This is a genomic window from Paenibacillus sp. FSL W7-1332 (assembly GCF_037969785.1).
GTDB lineage: Bacteria > Bacillota > Bacilli > Paenibacillales > Paenibacillaceae > Paenibacillus_AQ.
This window is the reverse complement of record NZ_CP150209.1, coordinates 5540778-5566905: the sequence shown is the minus strand read 5'-3', so window position 1 is coordinate 5566905 and position 26128 is coordinate 5540778. Positions and strand designations below refer to the sequence as shown.

Sequence of the window (26128 nt, the reverse complement as noted above, 5' to 3'; positions counted from 1 at the left end):
AAAAAAGCCGCTCCATACAATGGAACCCCAATCCTTCATTGGGGCACTTTGCATAGAAGCGGCGTGTTCTTCACGTCCTTATGATGGCTAGTATAACTCGTGTTTTGCGGGTTTTGCAATAGTATTGCCTCCAGCTATGTGTGACAGCGATATAGTTCTTCCAAGATAAAAAACATGTGATTGCGTGATTTTTCGCAAATTCATGCCATGAAGCGCTTCATGTTACTACATGGAGCGCTTTTTTATATTATCCTCATAAATATGACGTCATATATAACGAATTTCAACAATTTAATAAATATATATTGTGTATTATTTATTTATATTGTACATTAATTACATGAAGATCATTATAAAAAATGCATAACAATCTGATACTGGAGAGGATGAGTGAAGCATGAACACTTCCGTTAAAAAGTTGGAAATGGGCGTCATCTTGTGCAGGCATTGCAGCGCTGAAGTCGATACGGTGGATACGAATCGAATCGCTACCTTCTATGGCGTGTGTGATCAGCCGGAGTGCCGGCAGCTGCACAGCCACATGCATGTATCAGTTAGTGATGTAACAGACGAAGAGTAATGATAGAAGAAGGTTGTTCCCGCAAAAACGCACCCCTTGATGTGGTGCGTTTTTGCGTTGAACGAAGAGTGCTTATTGCTGCGTGATCTGTCGCGCTTGTTGACGGCGGGTGCTGCGTGCTCTGTCGTGTTTCTAAAATTACGGAGTTTTATGCACTGTTTTACTACAATGCTAGTTCACGTACAGCGGTGCTCTATCGCGCTTGTTTAACTTCGGGTGCTGCATACCCTGTCGTGCTTGTCCAACTATGTACTTTATGTACTTGTTTAACTACAATGCTTGGTTCACGTACAGCGGTGCTCTATCGCGCTTGTTGACTCCGGGTGCTGCGACTCTGTCGCGCTTGTAATACTACGATAATGTTGTGAATTTATCAAAAGGCGGTTGCACTATCCATGCTTGTCCCAATGCGTCCTTCGTGCTTGCCCAACTACGCTGCTCCGTCACGTTTGTCAAAAACGCGAGCGTCCTATGCTCTTTCCAACTGTGGAGATAACCTCTCAATCGAATGAAATGGCATGGTTGACTTGATGAAAAGTGGTACTTATAGCTGCCCATCCGTCATGCTAAGATGAAACTGCCTATATCCCATTTTTGATGGGTTGGATCAATTATCTTCATATGCAGTGGAATGGGGGTTGTCATTTATGAAAATATTCGTAGCGGGCTCTACCGGCGTTATCGGCCAGCGTTTACTTCCCAGATTGGTGCAAGCCGGCCATGGAGTTATCGGCATGACCCACGACCCTCAGCGGAAAGGGCTGATCGAATCATGGGGAGCCAAGGGGATCGTTGCGGATGCCTTTGATCGGGAAGGGATCATAGCCTCGATTGGGGAAGTGCGGCCGGATGTCATTATCCATCAGCTCACTTCGTTAAGCCAATGGAATCTGGAGGATAATGCGAGGATTCGGATGGAGGGCACCCGTCATCTGGTAGAAGCCGCGCAGATCCACGGCGTTAAACGCATGATTGCCCAGAGCATTGCCTGGGCCTATGAACCCGGGGATTATCCCGCCACCGAGAACGTCCCTCTGGATGTCCAGGCGCCTCCGCCGCGCAAATCTACGATAGACGGTATCATCTCGCTGGAACATGCCGTTGCACAACTGCCGAACCACGTCATTCTAAGGTACGGAATGTTCTACGGTCCCGGCACGTGGTACGACGCCAACGGAATCATGGCGGAAAAGGTACGAACTCGAGCTCTTCCAGCAACGGATGGCGTTATGTCATTTCTCCATGTCGAGGATGCGGCGAATGCCGCACTGCAGGCATTGGACTGGCCGACGGGGCCGGTCAATATCGTAGATGACGAGCCTGCTGCCGGTACGTTGTGGCTGCCGTTGTATGCTGAGGCGCTGCACGCGCCTGCTCCAGCATATCAAGCGGAGAGCAAGCGCGGCGAGCGCGGCGCTTCGAACGCCAAAGCCCGGAAGGAGTACGGCTGGGAGCCGCTATATCCCACGTGGCGAACAGGGTTCGCGCAATCGCTTAGGTGAGCGAGCTTAGCGATGCGCCAACCGATTCCGCCGTTAAGAGTACATACACAAGGAGTATGCTATTCACAATGTACAACGTATCTGAAGGGTAACAATGTAGAGCATGTCCCGGACCACACACCGTGCGCTCAGGGAGCAGTGCTCACGATTCCATGGAGACGTTATAAGATTATTTTCAATTACCATGCTCCTAATATGCCGACACCCCATAGCCTTGCCGGTCGTGGTCTATAAGAGAGCTCCTTGTTGATATGGGAATGAAAAGAAAGCTATAGTTAATAAAGGAGATTCATGACCGTGAGGAAATAGGAGCCAGGATCCAACTGAGTGAACTTGCCATAGATTAAGGAGGGGCTAGCATGACAGAACGGCTGCCATGCCGAAGCGAAGGATGTTCGGCAACGATATTACCGGCAACCGCGGCCAAGACCGGCGGTTATTGCATGCCGTGCAAGCAGGAGATGGAGCGTGCGGAACGGCAGCGTTACATAGAACAAAATCGGAGAGATATCGACTTATATGAAGGGATTACAGATCCTGTAGGGATCCTTAAGATCATGCATGCCCCGCTGAAGCGGGATCCATTGATTCGATATATTCCCTATCCTCTGAAAAGAGAAGAGGTATATTCGGCGTTATCTCCAGGCGAGGCCGATCGCTTGCTGACTTTTGCTCTTGATCTGCTGGAAGCAGGTGATGAGGACACATGCCAGGAAATTCTTGTTTCCCTGGTCTGCTATCAGAACAAGCCGCTTGAGTCCTGTATCCCGACATTGATGGAGCGCGGTATCTATTACCCCGGCATTCTATTCAAAGATGCATCCGCCCGTAGCCGAGACGAGCTGCTTCAACAAGTGGAACAGGACAAGGATAACCGCAACCATCTGCTGCTCGCCCTGGCTTGGATCGGGGATGATCAGGTCGTGCACCAATTTCAAGAATGGAGGACCGTGCCTCCATCATGGGCGGAGGAATTATACGTCCCGCCTGAAGCTTATGCGCATGAGGGGGGCTGGGAGCTTACGGAGAAAGGAAGTAAGCGCCGGCTATTCTACCATGACAGCTACGCCATAGCGAAAATAGTGCCATCAGAAAGCACCTATGCAGCAGAACCTGAACCCGCAGAATTCTTGAAGGAGAATTCCGCTCTCTGTCCATGGTGCGGAAGCGGCCTGACCACCTTGACGGATCTGGACATCCGCCATCCGAAGCTTCATTTCTTGGGGTTGACCGGAGAGAGGCTGCGGGTGTGCACCTGTGTGAATTGCAGCTGTTACGATACGATCTATATGGATGTGGATTTCCACGGAAAATCCGAATGGAGCCAAGCTAATATTAAACCGGAATATCTACCGGAGCCTGATTCCGAGGAGGATGATAGAAGCTATGCGGCGGAGGGGCAGTCCTTACGGCTTGCGGACCATCCCCGCAACAGCTATTATGCGGCCTATTGGACGCTCGGTTCGGCGGTTTCGCAAATCGGCGGCTACCCGGCTTGGATTCAGGACGCCGTATATCCCTCCTGCTCCTGCTGTTCCCAAAGCATGACATTCATCGGGCAGCTGGATTGGGAACAGATCGAGGAGTATGGAGAAGGCATTTATTATATGTTCCTGTGCGCGGACTGCCAGGTGACGGCAACCTTGTTTCAGCAGACATAGGCCTGAATCCGGCAACCCTAAGTATTACGGATACCAGCAAGCAAATCGGGAAGTTACTGTTTTTTCCATACTATCTTTTGTATGGTATTATATACCATTATAAAGATCGCGAATGGAGGCCTCATACTTGAAGGTATTGAATCGTAGAGTAGCTTATATGTTAATGACGATATTGTTAGCAGTCAATTGTATGGCAATGGACAGTGTGGGAGCTGCCGAAGCTGTGCATGGAGATTCACCGCATACACCGGTAAGCGTGGCTGGCGGCAGCGGACATGGTGTTGCGGCATGGAGCGACGGCTCCGTGACTGCCTGGGGTTATAACAAGTCAGGTCAAGTAGGTGACGGGACTAGCATTCATCAATTGGTGCCAAAGCAAGTCGCGGGTTTAACTGATATTGTTCAGGTGGCGGCAGGGGACAATTCTTCATTTGCCTTGGACAAGAACGGGGACGTGTGGGCCTGGGGCGATTATTACTCTCCTTATATTAACGGGGATCCGTTGTTACCTTTCCAAAAACGGGGAGGGCTGATCAAGCTGGAAGGACTTAAGGATGTAGCCAGCTTGGCTATTTCAAACCATGGTTCTGTCGCATTGCATAAGGATGGGTCTGCAACGATATGGAATCCGACGTTTGATCCGAATGATCATTTAAAGATGACGGTAAAGTACTTTCCGATCAAGGGAGTCATAAATGCAAAAACAATAGTGGTCGCCGGACATGAGGCGCTGATTCTCGGTGATGACGGCAGTGTTGATATGTTAACGGTATATAACAGCTTCTACGATCGGTACCGGCTGGAGCGTGAGTTCCGTGAGATTAAACCGCTGGTTACTTCCTCCATTGCCGGAATCGCCGCGGATTGGTATGACGTGTTTCTGCTGCATGAGAACGGGACGGTGCTGCGGTGGAATGTGAATGAAAAGCAGCAAGTGCCGGCTGCGGTGAAGGGATTAAACGATATCCAAGAGATAAGAACAGGGTCTAACCGTTTGTACATGCTTAAAAATGACGGCACGGTCTGGCAGTGGAAATACAACGACCCAGCGGCGAAGCCTTTTCAAGTGAAAGGTTTGACAGGTATCAAGGCGCTTTGGGGAAGCAATGGATATACAGGTTATGCAACCAACAAAGACGGTAAGCTGCTGGCTTGGGGAGAAGAGAAATATCAAGGCAGCGGCTCGCCTAACGAGAACGATGGGAATCCAGTCATGGTACAGTCTCCTCTATCCTGGACGGCAAACGGACAATCGGTTAGCTTCTACGGTTCTTCCGCTATTGTGCAAGGCAAGCTGTATGTACCGTATACTAGCGTTTTTGAAGCCCTCGGGATCAAAGTGAAGCGCGGACAGTCGAATCCGGATCCGAAACACGGAAATCATCGATTTCCGGTATGGTCTTTCTCTTATGGCGGGAATACCGTGTCCATTAAATCCAGTGATCCCGCCGTTGTATTAGTGAACGGGAAGATGACGCGAGAAGATGTCAGCATTCCATTCCTGGCTAATTCGAGCATGTTTCCATTGGAGTTGATCACGACAAAGCTTGGCATTCCGATGTCCTGGAATAAGACGACAGGCGAAGTGATCCTGGGGAAAACACCATAAGAATATGTTGCAGGCACGCCCATACGGCGTGTCTTTTGTTATTCTGAGGAACGGCATCCTTAACGCTAAATAGAGAGTTTCCAAAATGATTGACGTATGGGCTGGCAAGGCAGCTACTGTTCGTGGATATTCTAAAAGATCGCCACCCTGTGGGTACGATCTTTTGTAGTTTGATTTTATTGTCAATGGGCACCTTTATCGCCTTTGGTCACAGCCCAAAATATAAGGGCAATAGCGCTGACGGAGGCTCCAAGCATACAAACTCCATGCCAACCATACTGTGCATAGATATGGGTCGAAGCAATGGAACCGGCGGCACTTCCGATGGAATAAAAAATCATATACCCGGCAACCATGCGACTGCGCGCCTGCGGGCGCAATGCAAAAATCATACTCTGATTCGTGACATGCACCGCCTGTACCGCCAAGTCCAGCAGAATAATACCAATGACTAAGGTAAACAGGGACCGTTCTGTATAGCTGATCGGCAGCCATGACAGCAATAGCAGGGACAATGCAATTCCGGTCGTTCTTTGTCCGTAACCTCGATCGGCTAGCTTACCGGCTTTTGCTGCAGCCAATGCACCCACGACGCCTACGAGACCAAACGCCCCGATGGCAGAGTGCGAAAGGGATAGTGGCGGTGCGCTAAGAGGCAGCACTAATGGCGTCCACAAAATGCTGAAAGCTGTAAAAATCAGCATAGCCAAAACAGCGCGGACACGTAGTAGCCGTTCTTGAAGGAACAACACCAGTACCGACTTGAGCAGTTGAGAATAGGAAAGAGTTTTTACCTTACGCTCAACATTTCGCAGCACCTTATATAATGCGTAAACCATGAACAGCATCAACGCAGCAGAAACCAGATAAACCGAACGCCATCCTGCAAGATCCTTCAAAACTCCTGAAATGGTTCGCGCAAGAAGGATCCCGATCACAATTCCGCTGGTTACCATGCCTACGGCTCGCCCTCGTTCAGCAGGAGCAGCTACGGTCGCCACGAACGCCACAATCGTCTGCGTTACAACGGCAAGCAATCCGACCAAAGCCAAACCTGCAAAGAGCATCGCGCCGGATGAAGCAGTACCAACGATCACGAGAGCCGCCACGGAGATCGCCATTTGACCGATAATTAATCGGCGCTGGTTCAGTAAATCCCCCAGAGGCACCAGCAGGAGCAGTCCCAATGCATAAAAGATCTGTGTGACGGTAATCAGAATTCCAATGACGGCATAGTCCAAGTTGAACTCGTACGACAGCTCATCGAGCAGCGGCTGAGCGAAGTAGATATTGGCAACGGACATGCCGCAAGCAATCGCAAACAATAACGTAACGGAACGAGTCAGAGGCATACGATTACCGGATTTGGCCGTAGTCGCCGTCCCCTGTGACGCATTCGCGGCTGTTTCGTTATGGACCGCTTTTTTTGCTATCATCTCTTCCATTGTGTGAATCCAACCCTTTCGATTTTTATATGTACTGATCGGTATGATAAATCGCCCGATTAATATATCCCATCCTTACGATCCATGTCAACAGGTTTATTTCAAACGTTAAGAAACAACGGGATTTTCTAATATAAATCAGAAATATACAGGAAATCGGTGTTTGACAAAAGCATCCGCACATCATAAACTTAATTATACTGATTGGTAATGAAAGTAGCTCTTTACTCCTTCGGTGATCATGAAGTTTTCCTTAAAATCAAATGTAACGAGAGGTAATTCAATATGGGACGAGTCCGCGAATTTGATGAAGAGAAAGTATTAGATGCAGCAATGCAGTTATTTTGGGAGAAGGGATATGAGGCTACCTCATTAAGCGATTTGACTTCCAGAATGGGCATTCAACGGCCCAGTATATACTCAGCCTTTGGAGACAAGAAGGAGCTGTTCGAAACAGCTCTGCGCAAATACACGATGTCACATGCTTCCGAGGTGCGGGCCAGGCTGCAAAACCATCGATCGGTCAGGGAGGCGTTTCGGGCTTTTTTTGAAAATGTGGTTGATAAGGAATATTCCGAAAGCAGCAGCCGAGGGTGCTTTTGTATCAATACGATGGTCGAGCTTGCGCCTCATGATGAGAAATTTGAAATTCTGACAAGGGAGCATCAGATGTACTTGGCGGTCATATTTCAAGAAACCATTGAACGAGGCATACAATCGGGCGAGCTTGCGATCGGGACAGACGCGAAAGCTTTATCCCAAGCGCTGATCGTATCGCTGATTGGGTTGACCGTCATGTTGAAATCCCGTCCGGAGCGCTCATTCGTAACGAATACGATAGAGGTGACTCTTACATTGCTTGAATAAAAGGGTATCTGTAATGGAACCTTTAAAGGTATTATCCCACCCAAGTAATTCGTGGGTTGACGTTGAGTTTCATGTTTACATGTTGTTGCAGCCGTCCAAGAATAGTAAAATGTTCTAAAAAAACAATAGTAGGTGCATCGATGAATATAAACATACGGACAGGACGAATAGAGGAGCTTCAAGAAATCATGGCATTGATAGCCCGCTGTGTTGCGGTCATGCAGGCTGGAGGCAGCGATCAATGGGATGATCAGTATCCGAACCGAGAGGTCATTGGTGAGGATTTGCAGCGAGGAACGTTGTTTGCAGCTGAGGGCGAAGGCCGCATCTTAGGGATCATCGTCCTTGACGAATCCCAGGATGAGCAGTATGAGACCATTAACTGGAAGCAGATGAAAGGGCCTCATTTAATGATGCATCGGCTTGCTGTCGATCCGGAAGCCCAAGGACAGGGAGTTGCGCGAAAACTGATAGCCTTCTCCGAGGAATATGCCATGCGAGAGGGCTACACGAGTCTACGATTGGATACCTATGCCAAGAACACGGCTGCGCTCAAGCTGTATCAAGGCTTAGGTTATGACCTGCGGGGAGAAGTGAATTTCCCAGGGAGAGCGGCAAGCTTTCCGGTATTTGAGAAGGTGCTTGGATAAACAGGCCGTGAAGCAAGCCTGCTATGGATCAGCGCGTAATGCGGGTCCGTGGCGGGCTTTTGTTGTTTATAGGAAAACTACGATTACTATCATGGCGATGGGATGCCCATTTCACTTTCTATTTAGAATTTTTTCAAAATAGGTATTGCAATTGGATGCAGGGATAAGCGATAATGTATTTAGATGAAATTCTAAATAGAAATTTGGGTGATGCACATTGGGGTTTCCGGAAACATTCAAGGCGTTATCTGATCCGGTGAGACGGGACATCCTGGTTATGCTCAAGCGCGGCAAAATGTCAGCCGGAGAGATCGGTCAACATTTCGATATGACCGGGGCGACCATTTCGTATCATCTGTCGCAGCTGAAGAAGGCCGGACTGATATTTGAAACAAAATATAAAAATTATATTTACTATGAGATCAACGTGTCCGTCTTCGAAGAAATCATGCTGTGGTTTTCACAATTTAACGGGGGGAAACAAGATGAGGAAAAAGAATAGTTCGATGCTGGTTATAACAACGCTGATATGTTTATTGCCGATTATTTTATCGATGACGCTGTATAACCAATTGCCTGAGCAGGTGGCTGTTCACTGGGACGCGGCGGGCAATCCGGATAATTATGTGTCGAAGGCGGTTGCGGCGTTTGTGCTTCCGTTGATTACAGCGGTTATTAACGTCATAGTCAATGTAGCGCTTAACAACGATCCAAAGAAAATGAACGCTGCCCCGGTTTTAAGAACGATGGGTCTATGGCTCATCCCCGCGCTGTCTCTCATTCTCATGCCGATCACGCTATTCAAGGCCATGGGGGCCGAGCTGCCGATCCAGACGATTGCACCGGCTCTCGTGGGCATGCTGCTCGTGGTCACCGGAAATTATTTGCCGAAGAGCAAACAGAACTATACGGTGGGCATCAAGCTGCCTTGGACGCTGAACAGCCAGAATAATTGGAATAAAACGCATCGTTTTGCGGGATACCTGTGGATGGCAGGCGGAGCGTTCATGATCCTGACGGCGTTTCTGAAGATGAACCTTGCCGTCGCAATCGTTCCTGTCATTATATTGATTGTGGCGGCTCCGGCGATTTACTCTTTCTCTTTGTTTAAAAAGGGCGTGTAACGGGCGGGGCTGCAACACATAAACGTCCTGAACGGCCAGCAAGCTGACTCCATGAACGATGGGGCAGCTTGTTTTATTATACGGCAGAGCGCGAGTTTATCCGTATCGGGAACAGAAATTGAAATGAAAAAGCTGGACTCCATACTCTTGGAATCCAGCCTTCCCCGTGCCTTATTTGTCGTACGGATGAATCGTCTGAATGGTGCCGTCCTCATTGTAGGTCAGCTCGGTAAACTTGACGCTGCGTTTGTTGTCCGCTCCGCCGGAAAGGGAGCTGTCATGGTAGAAGAGGTACCATTTATCCTGGAACTGAACGATGGAGTGATGGGTCGTCCAGCCGATTACGGGGGTTAGAATCGTGCCTTTGAACTCGAAAGGCCCCGTTGGACTTTGACTCGTGCCGTAGACGATTTTGTGCGTTGAGCCGGTGGAATAAGAAAGATAGTAGGTTCCGTTGTATTTATGGACCCAAGGTCCTTCAAAATATCTCCGCTCTTCATCCCCTGCAACAATCGGGTTGCCTTTGTCATCGACGATGGATATTTCTTGGGGCGCCTCTTTGAAAGTGAGCATGTCATCGCTCAGCTCAGCGACCCGCGGTCCGATGGCAGGCGCGTCTGCGGGAGGCCCTTCCGCATCCGGAATGTGCGATCCGGTCTGCCATTGTTCCAGCTGTCCACCCCAGAGGCCGCCGAAGTAAATATAGGCACGGTTGTCGTCATCCACGAATACGGCGGGGTCGATGCTGTAGCTGCCCGGGATGTAATGAGGCTCCGGTTTAAAGGGGCCGTGAGGCGACGAGCTTGTTGCTACGCCAAGGCGGAAAATATCGTCATGATCCCTGGCAGGGAAGTATAAATAGTAAGTGTCGTTCTTGAAGGCAGCATCCGGTGCCCACATTTGCTTCTTCGCCCATGGCACATCCTTCACATGAAGAGCTTCGCCATGGTCCACGCAGGGAGCATCCACATTCTCCATCGAGAGAACATGGTAGTCTTCCATGTCATACTGGTCGCCGTTATCATTGGACGTGTTCTCATGATCCAGGTCATGGGATGGATAAATATAAATTTTACCCTCGAATACGTGGGCGGATGGGTCTGCAGTATAGATATGGGTTACGATCGGTTCGTTAGGCTGTACGGGCTTGTTCATTACGGTTCCTCCTTGGATCATCACTTTGTAAGCGCTTGTATTCATTTTATCAGACGTGTTCCTCTCCAAAAACCTAATAAAATTAGGTTTTTCACCTAAAAATATTAGATCTTTTTGGATTGAGCATTAGAAGTGATTCCAAAAGACCGTCTCTTCTAGGGGTAAACGGGTTGAAGGATGAGCCGGTACGGACTTCTTACCGATCGCAACCAGCATAACGGGGATCAAATGGCGCGGAACCCCGAATGCTTCAATAAAAAGGCTTGAGTTGTATCCGCCCATCGGGCATGAATCAAGACCGCGCGCCCTTGCAGCCAGCATGAGCTGCATGGCGGCCATGGAGGCGCTCCGTATCGCTTCTTCCCGGGCAAGTTCAGGCGCATGGGTGTAGGAATTCATTATTTGCCGGACCAGATTCGTTTTGACCTCCTCTGGCATGAATCCTGCCCGAACCGCTTGGTCATATATCGCTTCAGCATGTTGATGGGCCCGCAGGTTTCCCAAAACCGCGATGATAGCGGAGGCTTCTACGATTTGCCTTTGTCCATATGCGATGGGTAACAATTTGTCTTTGGTGGCCTTATCTGTAATGGCAAGATACGTCCAATGCTGCAGATTCCAGGCAGAAGGTGCGGTACTCGCAATCTCTAGCATTTCTTTAATCTCATCATGACTGAGGTTGTGTTGGGGATCAAAATGTTTAACCGCTTGACGTTCACGTACAGTAGTTAAAAAATCGGCATGCGAAATGGATGGCATGTGAATCAGCTCCCTATCGTAGTTATCTTCATTCTTAAGGCCGGGAAGGTGTTCCCAACACAGCGAACGGTTACTTGAATATAGGATAATGATGGGTTCGAAACCATATCCTATTTTGACAACTGTATCGATACAGTGTTGAGATCCTGTATAATAAGAGTCGCGAGGGGGCGGGGTCATGAAAAAATATTTATCCATTCTTACCGATATGGAATCGAAAATTCAGGAAGGCCAATATCGTTCAGGGCAGAAGCTTCCTTCCGTTCGAAGTGCGGCACAATCCTACGGGTGCAGCATTAGTACGGTGATTCGTGCTTATACTGAGCTTGAGAAACGGCACGCCATTTATTCGGTTTCGCAAAGCGGTTATTATGTAGTCCAGAAAGATGGGGATTCGAATAACATGGATAAGAGTTTGATTGATTTTGCGTCGGCTTCTCCGGACGTGAACGTATTCCCGTATCTGGATTTTCAGCATTGCCTGAACAAGGCGATTGATACCTATAAATATGAGCTGTTTACCTATGGTGATCCGCAAGGAATGGAGAAACTGCGCCGCACCCTGGTCTCCCATTTGGCAGGAGCTCAAGTGTTCACTTCCGCGCAGAGGATTATGATTACGGCAGGCGCCCAGCAGGCGCTTGAGATTTTGACAAAAATGCCGTTTCCCGGCGGAAAGTCCGTCATTCTGGTCGAACAGCCCAGCTACAATAATTATTTGCAGCTGTTGGAAAGTGAAGGAGTGCCCGTTATCGGAATCACCCGCACGGCAGCGGGGATCGACCTGAAGGCTCTGGAGGAGCAATTTCGATCCGGACATATTAAATTTTTCTATACGATGTCGAGATACCATAATCCGCTGGGCAACTCCTACACCGCAGAGCAGAGAAAGGCCATTGCTAACCTGGCGGCGAAATATGATGTTTATATCGTGGAAGACGATTATATGGCTGATCTAGGCGAGGAACGGGGATATGATCCCATCTATGCCTACAACCGAACATCGCATGTGGTGTATTTGAAGAGCTTCTCGAAGATTATTTTCCCAGGATTGCGCCTGGGAGCCGTCGTCCTGCCGGAACGTTTGCTCGATACGTTCCGTGCTTTTAAAAGTTATGGGGATACGTCGCTGCTGTCCCAAGCGGCGCTTGAAATTTATATTAGCAACGGAATGTATGAACGGCATAAACAGAAGATTTACAGCCAGTATGAAACCCGAATGCAAGCCCTGAATGCGGCTGTGCAGCGATACGAGGGAGCCGGATGGATTGAAGCCGTGCCTGGCGACGGCGGCATATATAAGCTGTTTAAGCTGCCGCAGACCGTTAACCTGGAGCGGTTGATCAGGCGGCTGAAAGAGCGGAACATTCATGTGGTGTCCGGCAAGCTGTTCTATCTATCTAACAACCTTATGCGCGAGAAGTTTATACGTATCAGCATTTCCAGAGCACGGTTGGATCAGATTGAGGAAGGGGTTCAAGCGATCGTTGAGGAAGTGAAGCGGGAAGAAGGCAATCTATGGTGATTCTTTCGGGTCATGTTTATATTTAGGTTGCATTTCATAAAAATGTATTTTATATTCATCTGGTAGTTATATGATAAAAAGCTATTACTTTCGATTGTTTCCGATATGGTGTGTTCTTCCATATTCGGCAATGATCGCGGATTTATTTTATGAAATGACATCGTACGATAATGGCAAACCCACTGAAAAGTGGCGACGCAAAGCTATAGGGGCTAAGGCGGATCACTCGTATCCGCTATGCTAGCCAGTTACCGAATACGACGGAAAAGCCTCCGTCTATTCAGACAGGGGCTTTTTGTGTTTATTTATAAAAAAATTCGATTTTCTAACCAAATTCTTTAAGGTTGGAGAAGTAGTAGCTGACGTAAAAACTGCCAACGTTTTCAAGGAGGGAAACAAACCAATCGATTGATCCCCATCTAAACCAACAAGGAGTTGTATTCATGATTATGGACCAGGTCAGGAAATTGCTAGCTAGTAAATTAACCATTCTTAAACAGCCGGAATGTCCCAACATCGGTCTTGTTGGTCCCGTTCGGCTCCCTGTGCAGTTGGAGGACCATGAGGCTGTATTTAAATGGTATACATGGTTAAATACAGGCAATTCATTTGTGGATAAGAATGACATTCTGGAATCATTATCTCAGGCAGATCTCGCTTCACATCAGCAGTCTTCCGTACTAGTATATGGCGATTTTGCCAATGAGGAGCATGCCTTGATACGGATGCACAGCATTTGCCATACGGGAGACATCTTTGGAAGTAAACGATGCGATTGCGGCTACCAACTGCGGCAATCCATGCGCATGATCATTGAAAACGGTAGTGGAGCTCTCTTTTATTTGGCGAATCACGAGGGTCGCGGAATAGGGCTTTTCCCAAAAACGTTAGCTTATCTTTTGCAAGATGAGGGGTGCGATACTGTAGAGGCCAATCTAAGCCTTGGCTTTGCAGATGACCATCGATCTTATGATGAAGCCATACGTGTACTCCAAAGCTTGCGGCAAAAACCAGTCACCCTTATTACAAACAACCCTAGAAAGCTGCAGTCTTTGCGGGAAAAGGGACTTTTAACCGATCATCATAAATCCATTTGGGGAGATGTATCCGAGCATAATAATCGGTATTTGGCAACGAAGATCGAAAAATCGGGTCATATTTACGACTCTTTGGTGGAGACCGCTTTATTATGATGGGGAGTGTTAATCATATGAAATTAGACCAACAATTTATGAAGCTGGCATTGGATTTGGCAGGTACGGCCAGTGGGAAAACCAATCCGAACCCGGTCGTTGGCGCACTGATAGTCAAAGACGGACAAGTAGTCGGCGCAGGTGTTCATAGAAAGGCTGGGGAACCTCACGCAGAGGTGCACGCATTCCGGATGGCTGATGGGTATACCGAAGACGCAACGCTCTATGTTACGCTGGAACCAAGCCCTCAATCCTCTCCTTGCATAGAATTAGTCTTAAATTCGGGAGTCGCAAGAGTTGTCGTGGCGATGGAGGATCCGAATCCGAAGGTGGCCGGAAGAGGCATTCAATTATTGAGAGAGAATGGAATAGAAGTTGATGTGGGTGTATTGGGGAAGGAAGCCGAGTTACTTAATGAACGATTCGTGCACAATATGTCAAAACGACGGCCGTTTATCATTTCCCAGGTAGCCATGACGCTTGACGGAAAAATTGCCGCGTCAACGGGGCATTCTAAATGGGTTACATGTGATGAAACACAGCTTGTAGTACATAAATTAAGAAACAAAGTCGACGCCATATTAGTAGGAATTAATACGGTTTTGGCCGATGATCCGCTCCTTACGACCCGACTGCCGGAAGAAAGTGGGAAGAATCCCATACGGGTAATTTTAGATTCGAATTTGAGGTTGCCCGAAGATGCCAAAGTTACCGATTGTTCGGAAGCAATGACATGGGTAGTCACGAAGGAGGGGGCTGATCCGGGAAGAGTACACATGCTGCAGCAAAAAGGAATTGAAGTTCTGTTCGTTCCAGTGAACCGTTTCGGGCTGGACCTCCATGCATTATCGGATATGTTATATCAGCGAGGTGTTACCGACCTGCTGGTAGAAGGAGGCAGCGAAGTAAATGGATCATTCCTTCGAGCCAACCTTATTGATAAATGGATGATTTATATTGCTCCCAAAGTGTTGGGGGGACGGCAATCCTTCTCCCCCTATGGCGGCTCGGATTTGGAATTAATGGATGACGCGGTACGCGTAAAGATTCAATCTGTACAACAAATCGGTGAAGATATTTGCATTACCGCTTATCCGAATTACGATTATTCCATGTCTAAAAGTTCCTGCGTAACAGATAATCTTAATGAACTTTCCTTGAATAGTTATTAGTGAATAGACAAATAGAGTAAATGATATTATGGATGATAGAAACGGCAGTGGGATACCTAACTGCCGTTTTTTTTCTCATCCATATATTCGAATCTATAATCGACAGCTTATTCAAATTTTCCATCCAACTGGTTATCAGGTGCCCTGTTGATAGCATAAATCAGATGGTATATCTTTGTAAGAGACATTTTATGTAGAACTGCTGATAAATCGTATGTATACATGCTCTAAGCAAGGGGGAAAATGATATGCTTGTTGGAGAAGAAGGGTTCAGCATATCGAAAGGAAGATGAGTACGCGCATGGAAAATCCTAATAAAGTCTACAATACTGCGGTGGAAGCAACGCTGGAGGTCATTGGCGGGAAGTGGAAACCGGTCATTCTCTTTCATCTTACTTTCGGTAAAAGACGAAATAGCGAATTTTTAAGCCTGATTCCCCAGATCACGCAAAAAATGCTGACACAGCATCTGCGGGAGCTGGAGGAGGAGGGCGTTATCGTACGAAAAACGTACAATCAGGTTCCACCCAAGGTAGAGTATGAACTGAGCGAGTATGGCTGGAGCTTGAAGGAAATTCTCCATTTGATGTGCCGATGGGGCGATATTCATATCGAGCGAAAATACGGCGAATCCGCCATGGTGCTGGAGAAGCCTGCATTTGAGGATCGTCATTAACAGGTATGATAAATGAAGGAGCCGACTATTCCACGTATAGTCGGCTCTTTGTCATGCAGCTTGCGCGATAACTTAGGGAATGACTTTACGCCGCCGGAGCTCGTCAAAGATGTTCATGAACATGGCCTCTGTATCGACATACTCATGAAATCCGAAGCGGCGGGCCTTCGAACCGTCTGCAAAGAAATCATAATCCCATGAGAACACAAAATCACCGAACTTCCAGGAGGAAACCTCTTGATACGTGTGCTCCGCAAGTCCATGCTTCTCAACCATACGATTCCAGATCGGCTCTTTATCTGCCATGACAACTTCCAGATTCATCTGTAGAGGCGGTGCGGTTTCCATCTCAAAATACTGCGCAATCTTCGGCCATAACTCGTTCCAACGGAACAGATCCCCATTCGTGATGTTAAATGCTTGATTGGCGCATCGTTCATCGGTTGCGGCCCATACTGTAGCCTTCGCGAGCAGATCGGCATCGGTCATCTCCAGCAGACTGTGATAGGCCCCCGGCTTACCTGGAAAACGCAGAGGTATGCCGAGCTCTTTCGAAATCGAGGCATAGACGGCAATGACCATCGCCAGATTCATCGGATTTCCAAGGGCGAAGCCGCTGACTACGGATGGACGCAGGGCTGACCAGGTCCAGGTTTTGCCTTGCTGCCGCTCCTCGAGGAAGTTCTGCTGATCGATATTGAATTCTGGCGGCATATGGTTTGCATCCGTCTCCCGTGCTGGCGTTTTGAATGGACCGAGATGAGCGCCGTATACCTTGTATCCCTGCATCAGGCTGACATGCTGCAGGTTGGCGGCAATGGGCTCGATAGCTTCCACAACATGAACGAGCATTGCCAGATTCGGGGCAACGAGCTCGGCCCAAGTTGGCCGGTCCTGATAGGCGGCATAGAAGATGTGCGTTACTTCCGATAAGTGACTTAATTTGGCGACCGTATCCTCGCGATCAAGCAAATCGGCCGATAGATAGCTTATACGTTTCGTGGATTCGCCGCCTCGGCGCGATACGCCGACGATATTCCAATCGGGAAGCGTCGCAAGGTATTCGATGAGGTTGCGGCCGATCACCCCGTTGGCCCCTACTACCAATGCCGTCTTTTGCGAATGATGTGAACGTTGATCTGTATTCATATATTCATCTCCTAACGTCTTGTTCTTGATTAATGTCATTTTGCACGTTAGGGTTCGGCTTGGGAAGTACGCACTTTGAAGTGACCTAGTCACTTTTTGGTAATGTTTAAGCAATGCCAACAGGGATGACATGAGTTTAAATAACTTGCCGGATAAGAAACCCGTGGATTAACTTGATCTGGCAGAGCCTCAAAAGACTTCCTGCTCGTGTGCGGGAAGGCTTTTTTCACCCTAATTGATGCTGTCTGTTCGTAAATTTCGGCTAAATGTAAGATAGAAACAGGGTGGCGATACCAAAGTAGATGACAAGCGACAGGATATCGTTAATGGTTGTAATCAGTGGACCGGAGGCCACAGCCGGATCAATCTTGAATTTGAACAGAATGAGGGGGATGATGGTGCCGGCCATCGTGCCCACGATGAGTGTTGCAATCAACGAGCTTCCGACCACAAGCCCCAGATAAACATTGCCCTGCCAGAAGTATGCGATCAAGGATATCAGGATCCCGCATGTGACCCCGATCATCAAGCCGACCTTCAGCTCTCTCGCTAACAGCCGGAACACCAGCGACTTGGTCATTTCTTTCGTAGTCAGGCCGCGTACAATAACAGCTAGCGACTGCGTGCCGGTATTGCCGGTCATTCCGGCAATCATGGGCATGAAGAAGGCTAGCGCCACAACCTGTGCCAGCGTCTCTTCAAATCGGGAAATGATCGTTCCCGAGATCAGACCGATGAATAAGAGCAGGACCAGCCACGGTAATCTTCGAAAGGCGGCAACGGTTGCTTTGGTGTTGAAGTCAATGGATTTGCCCCCGGTGGCGTTCATTTTCCGAATGTCCTCATCGGCTTCCTTGATGACGACATCGAGAATATCGTCAACCGTAATGATGCCTACAAGTTTGTTATCCTGTTCAACGACGGGGATGGCGACCAAATCGTATTTTTGGATTATCTGCGCGACTTCCTCCTGATCGGCATCCACAGGTACGGACAGTACCCGGCTGTGCATGATATCCACCATATATTCATCCGGTTCGGCCAAGATAAGACCGCGGTAGGACACCACACCCATTAGCTTCTTGTCTTGGTCAATGACGTACAGATAGTTGATCGTTTCGGAAATGGAGACGTAGGTTTTCAGCTTCTGGACGACCTCTGATACGGTGTAATGCTGGGGAATCCACACATAACGATTGGTCATGATTCGTCCCGCAGTTTCCGGCGGGTATTTCATCAGGTTCAGGACAAATTGGGATTCCTCGTCCCGCATTCCCTTGAGGAATTCGTCTTTCTGCTCAGGCGAGAGCTCATCAAGCAGAATGGCGAGGTCATCGTTATCCATCAAGTCCAGGATGATGGCTGTTTTTTCTTTGCCCAGCTTGCCCAAAACTTCGATCTGCTGGTCATGCTCCATTTCCTGAACCATATCGGCCAGCTGTTCCTCGTTCAGAAACTGCAGAAATCGGGTTTGGTCCGTATCGCTGAGGTGGCTATGTATTCTGGCCAGGTCATAAGGAAGAAATTCATCGATCATTCGCTGAAAGTCATTGGGTGTTTTTGCTTTCAGACTCTCTATAATGTCCGGCATCCATTGCTCCAGTGTCCGGGTATTCACGCCGACAATCCTCCTTTCTGATTCCTTTATATGATAACGAAATGATTACATATTATAGGGTTCACCATAACGACTTATTATTAAACAATCCGAGTGGATGAAAATAAGGGTGATGGACGAGAAAAAAGAGACCGCAGCATGAGTTGCAAACGGTTGCAATATCACATAAGATATAGGCGCACAAATCTAAAGAGTAGGGGTGAGTATATGAAATACAGACGTCTTGGAAAAACCGATCTGAAAGTATCGGTAGTCGGTGTGGGAACCTGGCAGTTTGGCGGAGATTGGGGGAAGGATTTCAACCAAAAGGAAGTCGACGCCATCTTAACGCATGCGAAGGAGCTCGGCGTTAATCTGTTGGATACAGCCGAATGTTATGGTCCTCATCATATGTCTGAGAATTTCATCGGTGATTTCTTGTCGCGCGACCGCCGCGAGGATTGGGTCATTGCCTCGAAGTTTGGTCATCGATGGCATGAGCAATGGGAGAACGCTTGGGATGCGAAGCAGATCCGAATTCAGCTGGAAGAGTCACTTAAAGCGCTCCGTACCGATTACATCGACCTGTATCAATTCCATTCCGGCTCGGATGAAGTGTTCAACAATGATGACATGTGGACGATGCTGGACAAGCAGGTTCAGGCGGGAACGATCCGCAATCTGGGCATATCCATCGGAAGCAACAGAAATATCTATCAAACCGATAAGGCTGCGGAGGTGAATGCCAAAGCCATTCAGGTCGTATATAACCGTCTGGACCCAGCTCCGGAGGAAGAGGTCTTCCCTTCATGTTTGAAGCAGGATCTTGGCGTGTTGGCGCGAGTTCCGCTTGCGAGCGGGTACTTAAGCGGAAAGTACAAGCCGGGAACGGTGTTCAGCGACAATGTGCGCAAGAATCGTGACCAGGACGAGATCAATGCCAAGCTGAAGCTTGTGGAAGAGATCAAGCAGAACGAAGTGCCGGAGGGCGTGAATATGGCCGAGTGGGCCTTGGCCTGGTGCTTAAAGCATCCGGCTGTCAGCTGTGTCATTCCCGGCTGCAAGAGCGTGGAGCAGGTGGAGACGAACGCAAGAGCCGTTGAGCTGGATTTGGTCCAAGACGACCATCCGGGAGCGTGGAAACCTTAGTACAGCCAGACTCGAGTGCGAATTGGGCGATGATACAAGAAAAAGCACCTGTGAAGGTGCTTTTTCTTGTATCATCCACATCCTGCCTGCCAAACCGGCTACCATCCGCTTCGCAGGATGGAATCGAAATTTAGAGATGACTCTTAGAAGCACGGGATGGTTCAATGACATGATCCGCGGGCTTCATGAACGTTTCAATCACGCTGGTAAAGCTGTCCCCGCCACGGCCATTGGCCAACCCCCGTTTAAAGATCTCCAGCACCGCTTCAGGCAGTGAAGCGTCAATCCCAGCGTCATGTGTAGTATGGACGATATGCTCAACGCTGGCAGCGCCCATAGCGAGCCGGTCCACGTCCCCCGGATATTCTCCTGCATCGATGCGCGGCGTATAGAACTCAATGAATTGCGGCAGCGATGCCATCGTGCTGATCGCATGAGGCTTCAATTGCTCTGCTGTGATGCCGTTAGCCTTGCCTACTGCAACAGCGTGCAAATAACTGAGCATCCCCGTCCAGAACATATCCATTCCGATCTGATAATATAGCGCGGCGAGCCCAGGATCTTCACCCCGATAATCCGTACTCGTCAGCACTTCAAGCAACTCCTTTTGGGACTCGAAGACATCCAAGGGGCCGCTGTAAAAGGTGAACGACTCCGGCTTTCCGATTCCCGACGGTGGGACCTGCACACCGCCTGTGAGATGCGAAGCGCCATGTCCGGCCAGCCATTTGGCTGCTTCCCGGGCTTTCTCCGGGGTGTCCGAGCTTAGATTAACGAATACCTTGCCGGCGAGGCTGTCTGAGTCCTTTTCAAGAATAGCGTACATCGCATGGTAATCCGTAAGACTGAGAATGACTACCTCGCTTGCATTCAAGGCTTCCTTAATTGTGGACGCTCTGATTGCTCCCTGATCAACAAGCTCATTGGCTTTACTGGCTGTGCGATTCCACAATGTGACCTCGTAACCGTGATTCAGTAACGTGCGTGCCATGGCTTGACCCATCGGTCCCAGGCCTATGATCGTCACGGATGATTGACTTTGCGTAGTGTTTTTCATTTTGAATTATAGCTCCTCTCAATAAGTCTAACCCTATGCTAAACGATGACACTGGTGTCAAAGTCAACAGCTGAAGTTTGGCTAATGATTCTGTGATTTTGCAAAGCGAATATTTCAGTGTAATAGACTCATTGCACGGGACTTTGTTATAGTTAACTTAACGGGATTTTTTGGGGAGGAACCAGATGAAACCTATTAATAAACTTAGCGTTCAAGATGATTTTGTTGGATTTTACTTGCTGAAGGAATTAAATATGAGACAGACCAACGGCACGCCGCCGAAAGATTATTTTGACATCATTCTCTCGGATGCGAGCGGCCAGATCTCGGCCAAGTACTGGGATGTAACCATACAGGATAAAGAAACGTTCCTGCCGATGCAATTAGTCAAAATCCGGGGAACCGTGCTGAGCTACCGGGATCAGCCTCAAGTCAAAATCAGCCGAATCCGTAAAGCAACGGATGAGGACGGCGTTTCCTTAACCGATTTTGTGAGGGCTGCGCCAATCCGTCCCGTGGATCTGTTACATACGATCAAACTTACGATGAATGAGATTACGGAGCCGCAGGTACGAAGCATTGTGCAGTATTGTGTGTCGAAGGTGGAAGAGAAGCTGATGCATTATCCGGCTGCCAAAACCTATCATCATGCCTATTTTGCCGGACTTGCCTATCATATTGTCCGCATGCTGGAGATTGGCGATTTCATCTGCAAGCAGCGGCCGTTTCTGAATCCGGACTTGATTAGGGCGGGCATTATCCTTCATGATATCGCAAAGCCGGAAGAGATGATCGCTCAGATGGGCATTGTTACGGACTACAGCAATCAGGGAAAATTGATCGGACATATCGCGCTGGCATCCAATTGGATCGTGGAAGCGGCCATACAGAACGACATCGCGCTGGATTCCGAAGTGGTACTGGGACTACAGCATCTCGTACTTTCCCACCATAACCTGGGAGAGTGGGGGAGCCCGGTTCAGCCGCAGACGGCTGAAGCCGTCGCGCTGCATCATATCGATCTGCTGGATGCCAAGCTGCAGATGGTAGAGGATGCCCTGGATACGACACTTGAAACGGAGCCGTGGACACCGATGATCCGCGGACTCGACAATAAGGCGATTTATCGACTGAAGGTATAAGGATTGCTTGAATACGAGTAAGAAAAGAGAGTGCCTTTCATAAAATGAGTGAGGCATCCTTCGATCCATTGGATCATGGAGGATGCCTCTTCGTTATGCTTGGAAAAGTTTAAGGTTCTTGGCTCGATATCGGTATGGTAAAGCGCACCGTCGCCCCGCGAGGCGGGGTGTTCTCGGCAGAAATATGCCCTCCATGATGCTGAATAAGAAGTTTGGCGATATACAGCCCCAGACCGGAATGCCCTTTTTGTCTGGAGGAATGATGATCCCCTTGATAAAACTGCTTAAATACCTGCTGCAGATCCTGCTGCTGCCCAAAGCCTGCTCCGTTATCCGTAACAGCCATCATCACCTGCTCCTCGGTGATTTCGATCCGCCATAGAATCTGTCCGGCTTCAGGAGTATATCGAATGCTGTTTGAAACGAGATTATCCAGTACCTGCATGATGCGATAGGGATCCAAGAGGACGGGCTTCTTGTTCAATCGATTATCGTTGATCTCTGTATGGAAGGTTATGTTCTGATTGCTGCATAAAGCGGCATATTCCATGGTTTTATCTTCTGCCAGCTCTTCAAGATCCACGGGAAGCGGCTGAAGCCGAAAAGAGACCTTCTCAATTTCTGCGATGGTGTTCATATCCTGAAGGAGCTTCGAAGCACGTGTCGTGTTGCGTTTGATGACTTGAAGATATTGCGATCGTTTGGCTTCGTAAGACTCCCCGTTCATCTGCTCCAAGCCCTCAACATGTCCTTGAATAATCGTAAGCGGTGTCCGAAGGTCGTGAGCGAGAGCTGCAAACATGGTGCTTCTATCCTGCTCCAATCTCCATTCCCGCTCGATGGATTGCTCCAGCTCTTGACGCATGTCCTCAAAAGCATGTGTAAGCCGGTTAACTTCCGTTATTGACGATGTCCCTGTCATCGAAAAGTGTAAATTTCGCTCTTTAATCTGCTCGGCTCCTTGCAGAAGCTGCTGCAGCGGAGTGCTGATCTGTCGGCTGAATCGCCTTCCGAATATTAGCGTGAACAAGATGATGTACAGAAAAGGCGTCAGAACAAAGAGGAGGGAACCGATGGTTACCAAGGGATTCAGCGCCGGATTGGATGCCGTCACCTTCAGGTTATATCCAAGCAGAAGAGCCCCTGCAAGATTTCCGTCACTGGAGACAACCGGAGTGTATTTCACGACTTGATTCATGCTTCTATGCGTCTGGTTCAAGCGTGCCAGTATTTTCTGCCGGCTAAGTGATTCGTTGAGAGGAAGATCACCATATAGGGGTTCGCCAGTAAGGGACACTACCAGGTAGGACATGCCCTGCGAGGGGATCACCTTTTCCAGATCGGCTTGTCCCTGCTTGCTCATGACAGAATCGCCCCGGGCTTCGGCGTACTCCGAAATTACAGGGATTTGAGCTTCATAATGATTGGCCGGGAACGCGATGTCATGGTTGAACAAGTATCCAAGCAGCATCGCGAGCAGTCCCCAGGTTACAAGCGTAGCCAGCAAGCTGCAGGCCAGGATCGAGGCGAAATGGCGGGCGAACGTGTTTTTGATGGAACGCTGTTTCATCATTTGGGATCCCACTTGTAGCCAATGCCCCATACGGTTTGAATATAGCTGCGGTCCTGTGCGTGGGCGGCCAGCTTGGCCCGTATTTTCTTAATATGCTCGGTGATGGTAGAGTCGTCCCCTTCAGCGTCAAATCCCCATAACTTCTCATAAATCTGCTCTCTGGAAAAGACCTGCCCCTGATGCATCGCCAACAGTTCTAAGATCTGATACTCCTTATTCGTAAGAGCGAGGTTGTGCCCGTTGCAGGTAACGGCATGTCCCTTGCAATCGATCGTCAGGGCTGGGAAGCGCAGGAAACCCTGTTCTTTGTGGGTGCGGATTCTCTGTTCTCGCCGCAGATGGGCATGGATACGGGCTTTTAATTCAGCAAGGCTAAAGGGCTTGAGCAAATAATCGTCCCCGCCGGCAGCCAGCCCTCGAATTCGGTCCACTTCACTTTGGCATGCACTCAAGAACACAATGGGACACTGCGTCCTTTCCCTAAGCTGCTCGCATACCTCAATGCCGTTCATATCAGGCATCATTACATCGAGTATGATCAGGGACGGCTGCTGTTTGCTCTGGATTAACGCCTCCTGTCCACTTCCGGCAGTTAGTACCTGATAGCCTTCAAGCTCCAGGGCATCTTCTATAAAAGAGATGATTTCTTCTTCATCATCGACTAATAGGATCGTTTCGTTTGCCATATCTATTACATCCTCCGAGAACTAGCTATTTATAAAGATCTATCTAGTTAGTGTACACCGCATTTCTAAAGAATGAATAAAGAAAGTCCGATTACTTGAAGTTTATAATTGCCCAACCTTCAACGGAGCAGGCGGAAATCGTTCTGGAGAAGCGATAGCGGTCGCCTGAAAGCCTTCCAAAGGAAAGCTGGCATCGGAAGCAAACACAGCATCCGGATTTCAACCATTCTTAAATGGATAGATAGAAATCTGGGGGCAACAGCGATCGGAAGAATGATCCGCATGCGCAGTGATGCCTAAGCTACTATGTACTTACAGTTCAATATAAGTTTCTTTATCCTTTCTTTATGATTGTACCTTAACCTGAAGGCACATTGATAAGGAGGTACGATGATGGCAACGAATTTACAGCCAAGAATAAGGCTCATTGACAGCTTGAGGGGATTTGCACTATTAGGCATTTTTTTGGTAAACATTACGTTTTTTACGACATCGCTGCAAACCATTTCGTTCGGGGTTGAATTATGGTCAGGCTGGTACAATGAAGTCCTGATGCTGCTGCGCGGAATTGTAATTGACGGCAAATTCATATTGATATTCTCTTTCCTGTTTGGTTTTGGCATGGTGATGTTACAGGAGAGCAGTCAGGCAAAAGGACGAAGCTTTAATCGCATCTATACTCGAAGGTTGACGGCTTTGCTTCTAGTCGGTCTGATCCATGGAATTCTGATTTGGTACGGAGACGTTCTGACCCACTATGCACTCATGGGTTTTCTGCTGATGCTGTTTCAACGCTGCAAGCCAAGAACGCTGCTGGTCTGGTCGCTATCCCTGCTGCTGCTCGTTCCTGTTCTGCTGACGGGAGCAAGTCTGCTGAGCTCTTCGGCTGGACAGGTCTTTGAGCCGTTTAGCCAAGCGGATGCGCATCAGATAGGTGTTTATTTCCAGGAGCGGGATGCAGCCATATACGGAGAGGGGACGATGGTCCAGATCATCGCTCAGCGGCTGAATGATTACATCGGCTCCATCTTGAATATGGTGGTCTTCTACCCCCAAGTATTAGGGATGTTCCTGATGGGTGCCTACTTCTGCAAGCGTCGTATTTTGCATGAGGTCCAGAAGAACCGAAAAGGGATCATCCGTCTGGTGGTCATTGGAGGTAGTTTGGGTCTTGTTCTTCAACTTGTGATGTCGCTAGCGGATGGACTACCATCCTGGTGCGAGGCGGTAGTTTTATTCGTTGGAGGACCATTCTTGGCACTGGGCTATATCGGTGCGTTTGCACTTTTATACCAGAATAAGACGTGGCAGAAGGTACTGGATTTATTTTCTTATCCGGAAAAATGGCCTTCACCAACTATTTGCTTCAATCGATCCTTTGCGGATTGATCTTTTACAGCTACGGATTGGGGTGGTATGGGAAGATCGAACCGATCTGGCAGATGGTGATAGTTGTCGTCATTTTTGCTCTGCAAGCAGCCTTCAGCAGGGTCTGGTTGAAGCGGCTTCCGATGGGACCATTCGAATATATCTGGCGCCTGTTTACGTATTGGGGAAATCCGGTGAAACAACAGGGGCAGAAGGCCGCAATGCATGCTGAATAAACTAGGTTAGAGCCTCGCATAAAGTGTATTTTCATAAAAATTTCACTAAGCGCTCGTCCCTTATGGGGCGAGTTTTTTTATAAGAAAACCGAACAAAAATATCGGGCGGCATGATACCGATTAAAGATGCATTATCAATTTTTAAGATATGTTGTACGGCTCTAAGGTGCTTGCGTTATGATGCTAGGTATAATAATTCGAGATGAGAGGAGATGAGGGGCAAGAGCAGCATAAAGCAAGGCAAATCTGATGA

Annotated in this window: 24 protein-coding genes and 1 riboswitch; of the genes, 16 read left to right on the top strand and 8 right to left on the bottom strand. The window is 48.5% G+C overall.

Annotated elements, in window-relative coordinates; genetic code table 11:
* Positions 1-397: 397 nt before the first annotated feature.
* The 4 genes from MKX98_RS25125 (at position 398) to MKX98_RS25110 (ending at position 5352) form a co-directional block, all read left to right on the top strand.
* Positions 398-580: a GapA-binding peptide SR1P gene (locus tag MKX98_RS25125; RefSeq protein WP_194544051.1), complete on the top strand. Its 183-nt coding sequence runs from the start codon at positions 398-400 to the stop codon at positions 578-580.
* A gap of 647 nt (positions 581-1227) precedes the next feature.
* The gene (locus MKX98_RS25120) at positions 1228-2082 is read left to right on the top strand and encodes an NAD(P)-dependent oxidoreductase (protein WP_339219066.1); all 855 of its coding nucleotides are present in this window, start codon (positions 1228-1230) and stop codon (positions 2080-2082) included.
* 359 nt (positions 2083-2441) lie between these two features.
* Complete coding sequence (locus MKX98_RS25115) at positions 2442-3743, top strand: DUF1963 domain-containing protein (RefSeq protein WP_339219064.1); 1302 nt, start codon at positions 2442-2444, stop codon at positions 3741-3743.
* A 127-nt stretch (positions 3744-3870) separates the two neighbouring features.
* On the top strand, positions 3871-5352 hold the full coding sequence (locus MKX98_RS25110) for a chromosome condensation regulator RCC1 (protein ID WP_339219062.1): 1482 nt from the start codon (positions 3871-3873) through the stop codon (positions 5350-5352).
* 182 nt (positions 5353-5534) lie between these two features.
* Here MKX98_RS25110 and MKX98_RS25105 read toward each other — a convergent pair whose 3' ends face one another.
* Complete coding sequence (locus tag MKX98_RS25105; RefSeq protein ID WP_339219060.1) at positions 5535-6788, bottom strand: MFS transporter; 1254 nt, start codon at positions 6786-6788, stop codon at positions 5535-5537.
* 294 nt (positions 6789-7082) lie between these two features.
* Between MKX98_RS25105 and MKX98_RS25100 the strand changes: the two genes are divergently transcribed.
* The 4 genes from MKX98_RS25100 to MKX98_RS25085 all read left to right on the top strand — a co-directional run bounded on the left by MKX98_RS25100 (position 7083) and on the right by MKX98_RS25085 (position 9438).
* The gene (locus MKX98_RS25100; protein ID WP_339219058.1) at positions 7083-7664 is read left to right on the top strand and encodes a TetR/AcrR family transcriptional regulator; all 582 of its coding nucleotides are present in this window, start codon (positions 7083-7085) and stop codon (positions 7662-7664) included.
* A 140-nt stretch (positions 7665-7804) separates the two neighbouring features.
* On the top strand, positions 7805-8314 hold the full coding sequence (locus tag MKX98_RS25095) for a GNAT family N-acetyltransferase (protein ID WP_220684228.1): 510 nt from the start codon (positions 7805-7807) through the stop codon (positions 8312-8314).
* A 217-nt stretch (positions 8315-8531) separates the two neighbouring features.
* On the top strand, positions 8532-8816 hold the full coding sequence (locus MKX98_RS25090; RefSeq protein ID WP_015736836.1) for an autorepressor SdpR family transcription factor: 285 nt from the start codon (positions 8532-8534) through the stop codon (positions 8814-8816).
* Positions 8800-9438 (top strand): SdpI family protein, encoded by a 639-nt coding sequence (locus tag MKX98_RS25085; protein WP_194544045.1) that lies wholly within the window; start codon positions 8800-8802, stop codon positions 9436-9438. The genes MKX98_RS25090 and MKX98_RS25085 overlap by 17 nt, the downstream gene beginning before the upstream one ends.
* 171 nt (positions 9439-9609) lie before the next feature.
* On the opposite strand, the gene MKX98_RS25080 is transcribed toward MKX98_RS25085, so the two are convergent.
* Together MKX98_RS25080 and MKX98_RS25075 are read right to left on the bottom strand one after the other, a co-directional pair.
* On the bottom strand, positions 9610-10593 hold the full coding sequence (locus tag MKX98_RS25080) for a glycoside hydrolase family 43 protein (protein ID WP_339219055.1): 984 nt from the start codon (positions 10591-10593) through the stop codon (positions 9610-9612).
* Between the two features lie 126 nt (positions 10594-10719).
* Complete coding sequence (locus MKX98_RS25075; protein ID WP_339219053.1) at positions 10720-11352, bottom strand: nitroreductase family protein; 633 nt, start codon at positions 11350-11352, stop codon at positions 10720-10722.
* Between the two features lie 178 nt (positions 11353-11530).
* On the opposite strand from MKX98_RS25075, the gene MKX98_RS25070 reads away from it, so the two are divergent.
* From MKX98_RS25070 to MKX98_RS25055, 4 genes are all read left to right on the top strand, one after another.
* Positions 11531-12877: a PLP-dependent aminotransferase family protein gene (locus tag MKX98_RS25070; protein ID WP_339219051.1), complete on the top strand. Its 1347-nt coding sequence runs from the start codon at positions 11531-11533 to the stop codon at positions 12875-12877.
* A 162-nt stretch (positions 12878-13039) separates the two neighbouring features.
* Positions 13040-13133: riboswitch (cyclic di-GMP riboswitch) on the top strand.
* Positions 13134-13320: 187 nt separating this feature from the next.
* Positions 13321-14070 (top strand): GTP cyclohydrolase II, encoded by a 750-nt coding sequence (locus MKX98_RS25065; RefSeq protein ID WP_339219049.1) that lies wholly within the window; start codon positions 13321-13323, stop codon positions 14068-14070.
* 17 nt (positions 14071-14087) lie between these two features.
* Entirely contained in the window at positions 14088-15242 is a 1155-nt protein-coding gene (ribD, locus tag MKX98_RS25060; protein ID WP_339219047.1) for a bifunctional diaminohydroxyphosphoribosylaminopyrimidine deaminase/5-amino-6-(5-phosphoribosylamino)uracil reductase RibD, read from the top strand.
* Positions 15243-15543: 301 nt separating this feature from the next.
* Positions 15544-15918, top strand: coding sequence for a helix-turn-helix domain-containing protein (locus MKX98_RS25055; RefSeq protein ID WP_194544039.1), 375 nt, complete (start codon positions 15544-15546; stop codon positions 15916-15918).
* 72 nt (positions 15919-15990) lie between these two features.
* Here MKX98_RS25055 and MKX98_RS25050 read toward each other — a convergent pair whose 3' ends face one another.
* Together MKX98_RS25050 and mgtE are read right to left on the bottom strand one after the other, a co-directional pair.
* On the bottom strand, positions 15991-17067 hold the full coding sequence (locus MKX98_RS25050; RefSeq protein WP_194544038.1) for an SDR family oxidoreductase: 1077 nt from the start codon (positions 17065-17067) through the stop codon (positions 15991-15993).
* A 262-nt stretch (positions 17068-17329) separates the two neighbouring features.
* Complete coding sequence (gene mgtE / locus MKX98_RS25045) at positions 17330-18685, bottom strand: magnesium transporter (protein WP_220684234.1); 1356 nt, start codon at positions 18683-18685, stop codon at positions 17330-17332.
* 207 nt (positions 18686-18892) lie between these two features.
* Between mgtE and MKX98_RS25040 the strand changes: the two genes are divergently transcribed.
* Entirely contained in the window at positions 18893-19813 is a 921-nt protein-coding gene (locus tag MKX98_RS25040; protein ID WP_339219044.1) for an aldo/keto reductase, read from the top strand.
* 130 nt (positions 19814-19943) lie between these two features.
* Here MKX98_RS25040 and MKX98_RS25035 read toward each other — a convergent pair whose 3' ends face one another.
* A complete protein-coding gene (locus MKX98_RS25035) occupies positions 19944-20870 on the bottom strand; it encodes an NAD(P)-binding domain-containing protein (protein ID WP_339219042.1) in 927 nt (308 codons plus the stop codon).
* A gap of 185 nt (positions 20871-21055) precedes the next feature.
* On the opposite strand from MKX98_RS25035, the gene MKX98_RS25030 reads away from it, so the two are divergent.
* On the top strand, positions 21056-22012 hold the full coding sequence (locus tag MKX98_RS25030; protein ID WP_071223279.1) for an HD domain-containing protein: 957 nt from the start codon (positions 21056-21058) through the stop codon (positions 22010-22012).
* A gap of 109 nt (positions 22013-22121) precedes the next feature.
* Here the strand turns inward: MKX98_RS25030 and MKX98_RS25025 are convergent, their stop codons facing one another.
* Positions 22122-23585 carry a HAMP domain-containing sensor histidine kinase gene (locus MKX98_RS25025; RefSeq protein ID WP_339219040.1) on the bottom strand — a complete coding sequence of 488 codons (1464 nt, stop codon included), beginning with the start codon at positions 23583-23585 and terminating at the stop codon, positions 22122-22124.
* Positions 23582-24277 (bottom strand): response regulator transcription factor, encoded by a 696-nt coding sequence (locus MKX98_RS25020; RefSeq protein WP_220687343.1) that lies wholly within the window; start codon positions 24275-24277, stop codon positions 23582-23584. The genes MKX98_RS25025 and MKX98_RS25020 overlap by 4 nt, the downstream gene beginning before the upstream one ends.
* 384 nt (positions 24278-24661) lie before the next feature.
* Here MKX98_RS25020 and MKX98_RS25015 point away from each other — a divergent pair, with 384 nt between their 5' ends.
* Entirely contained in the window at positions 24662-25660 is a 999-nt protein-coding gene (locus MKX98_RS25015) for a DUF418 domain-containing protein (RefSeq protein ID WP_339219039.1), read from the top strand.
* A complete protein-coding gene (locus MKX98_RS25010; protein WP_339219037.1) occupies positions 25615-25875 on the top strand; it encodes a DUF418 domain-containing protein in 261 nt (86 codons plus the stop codon). Before MKX98_RS25015 ends, MKX98_RS25010 begins: the two co-directional genes overlap by 46 nt.
* Positions 25876-26128 lie beyond the last annotated feature (253 nt).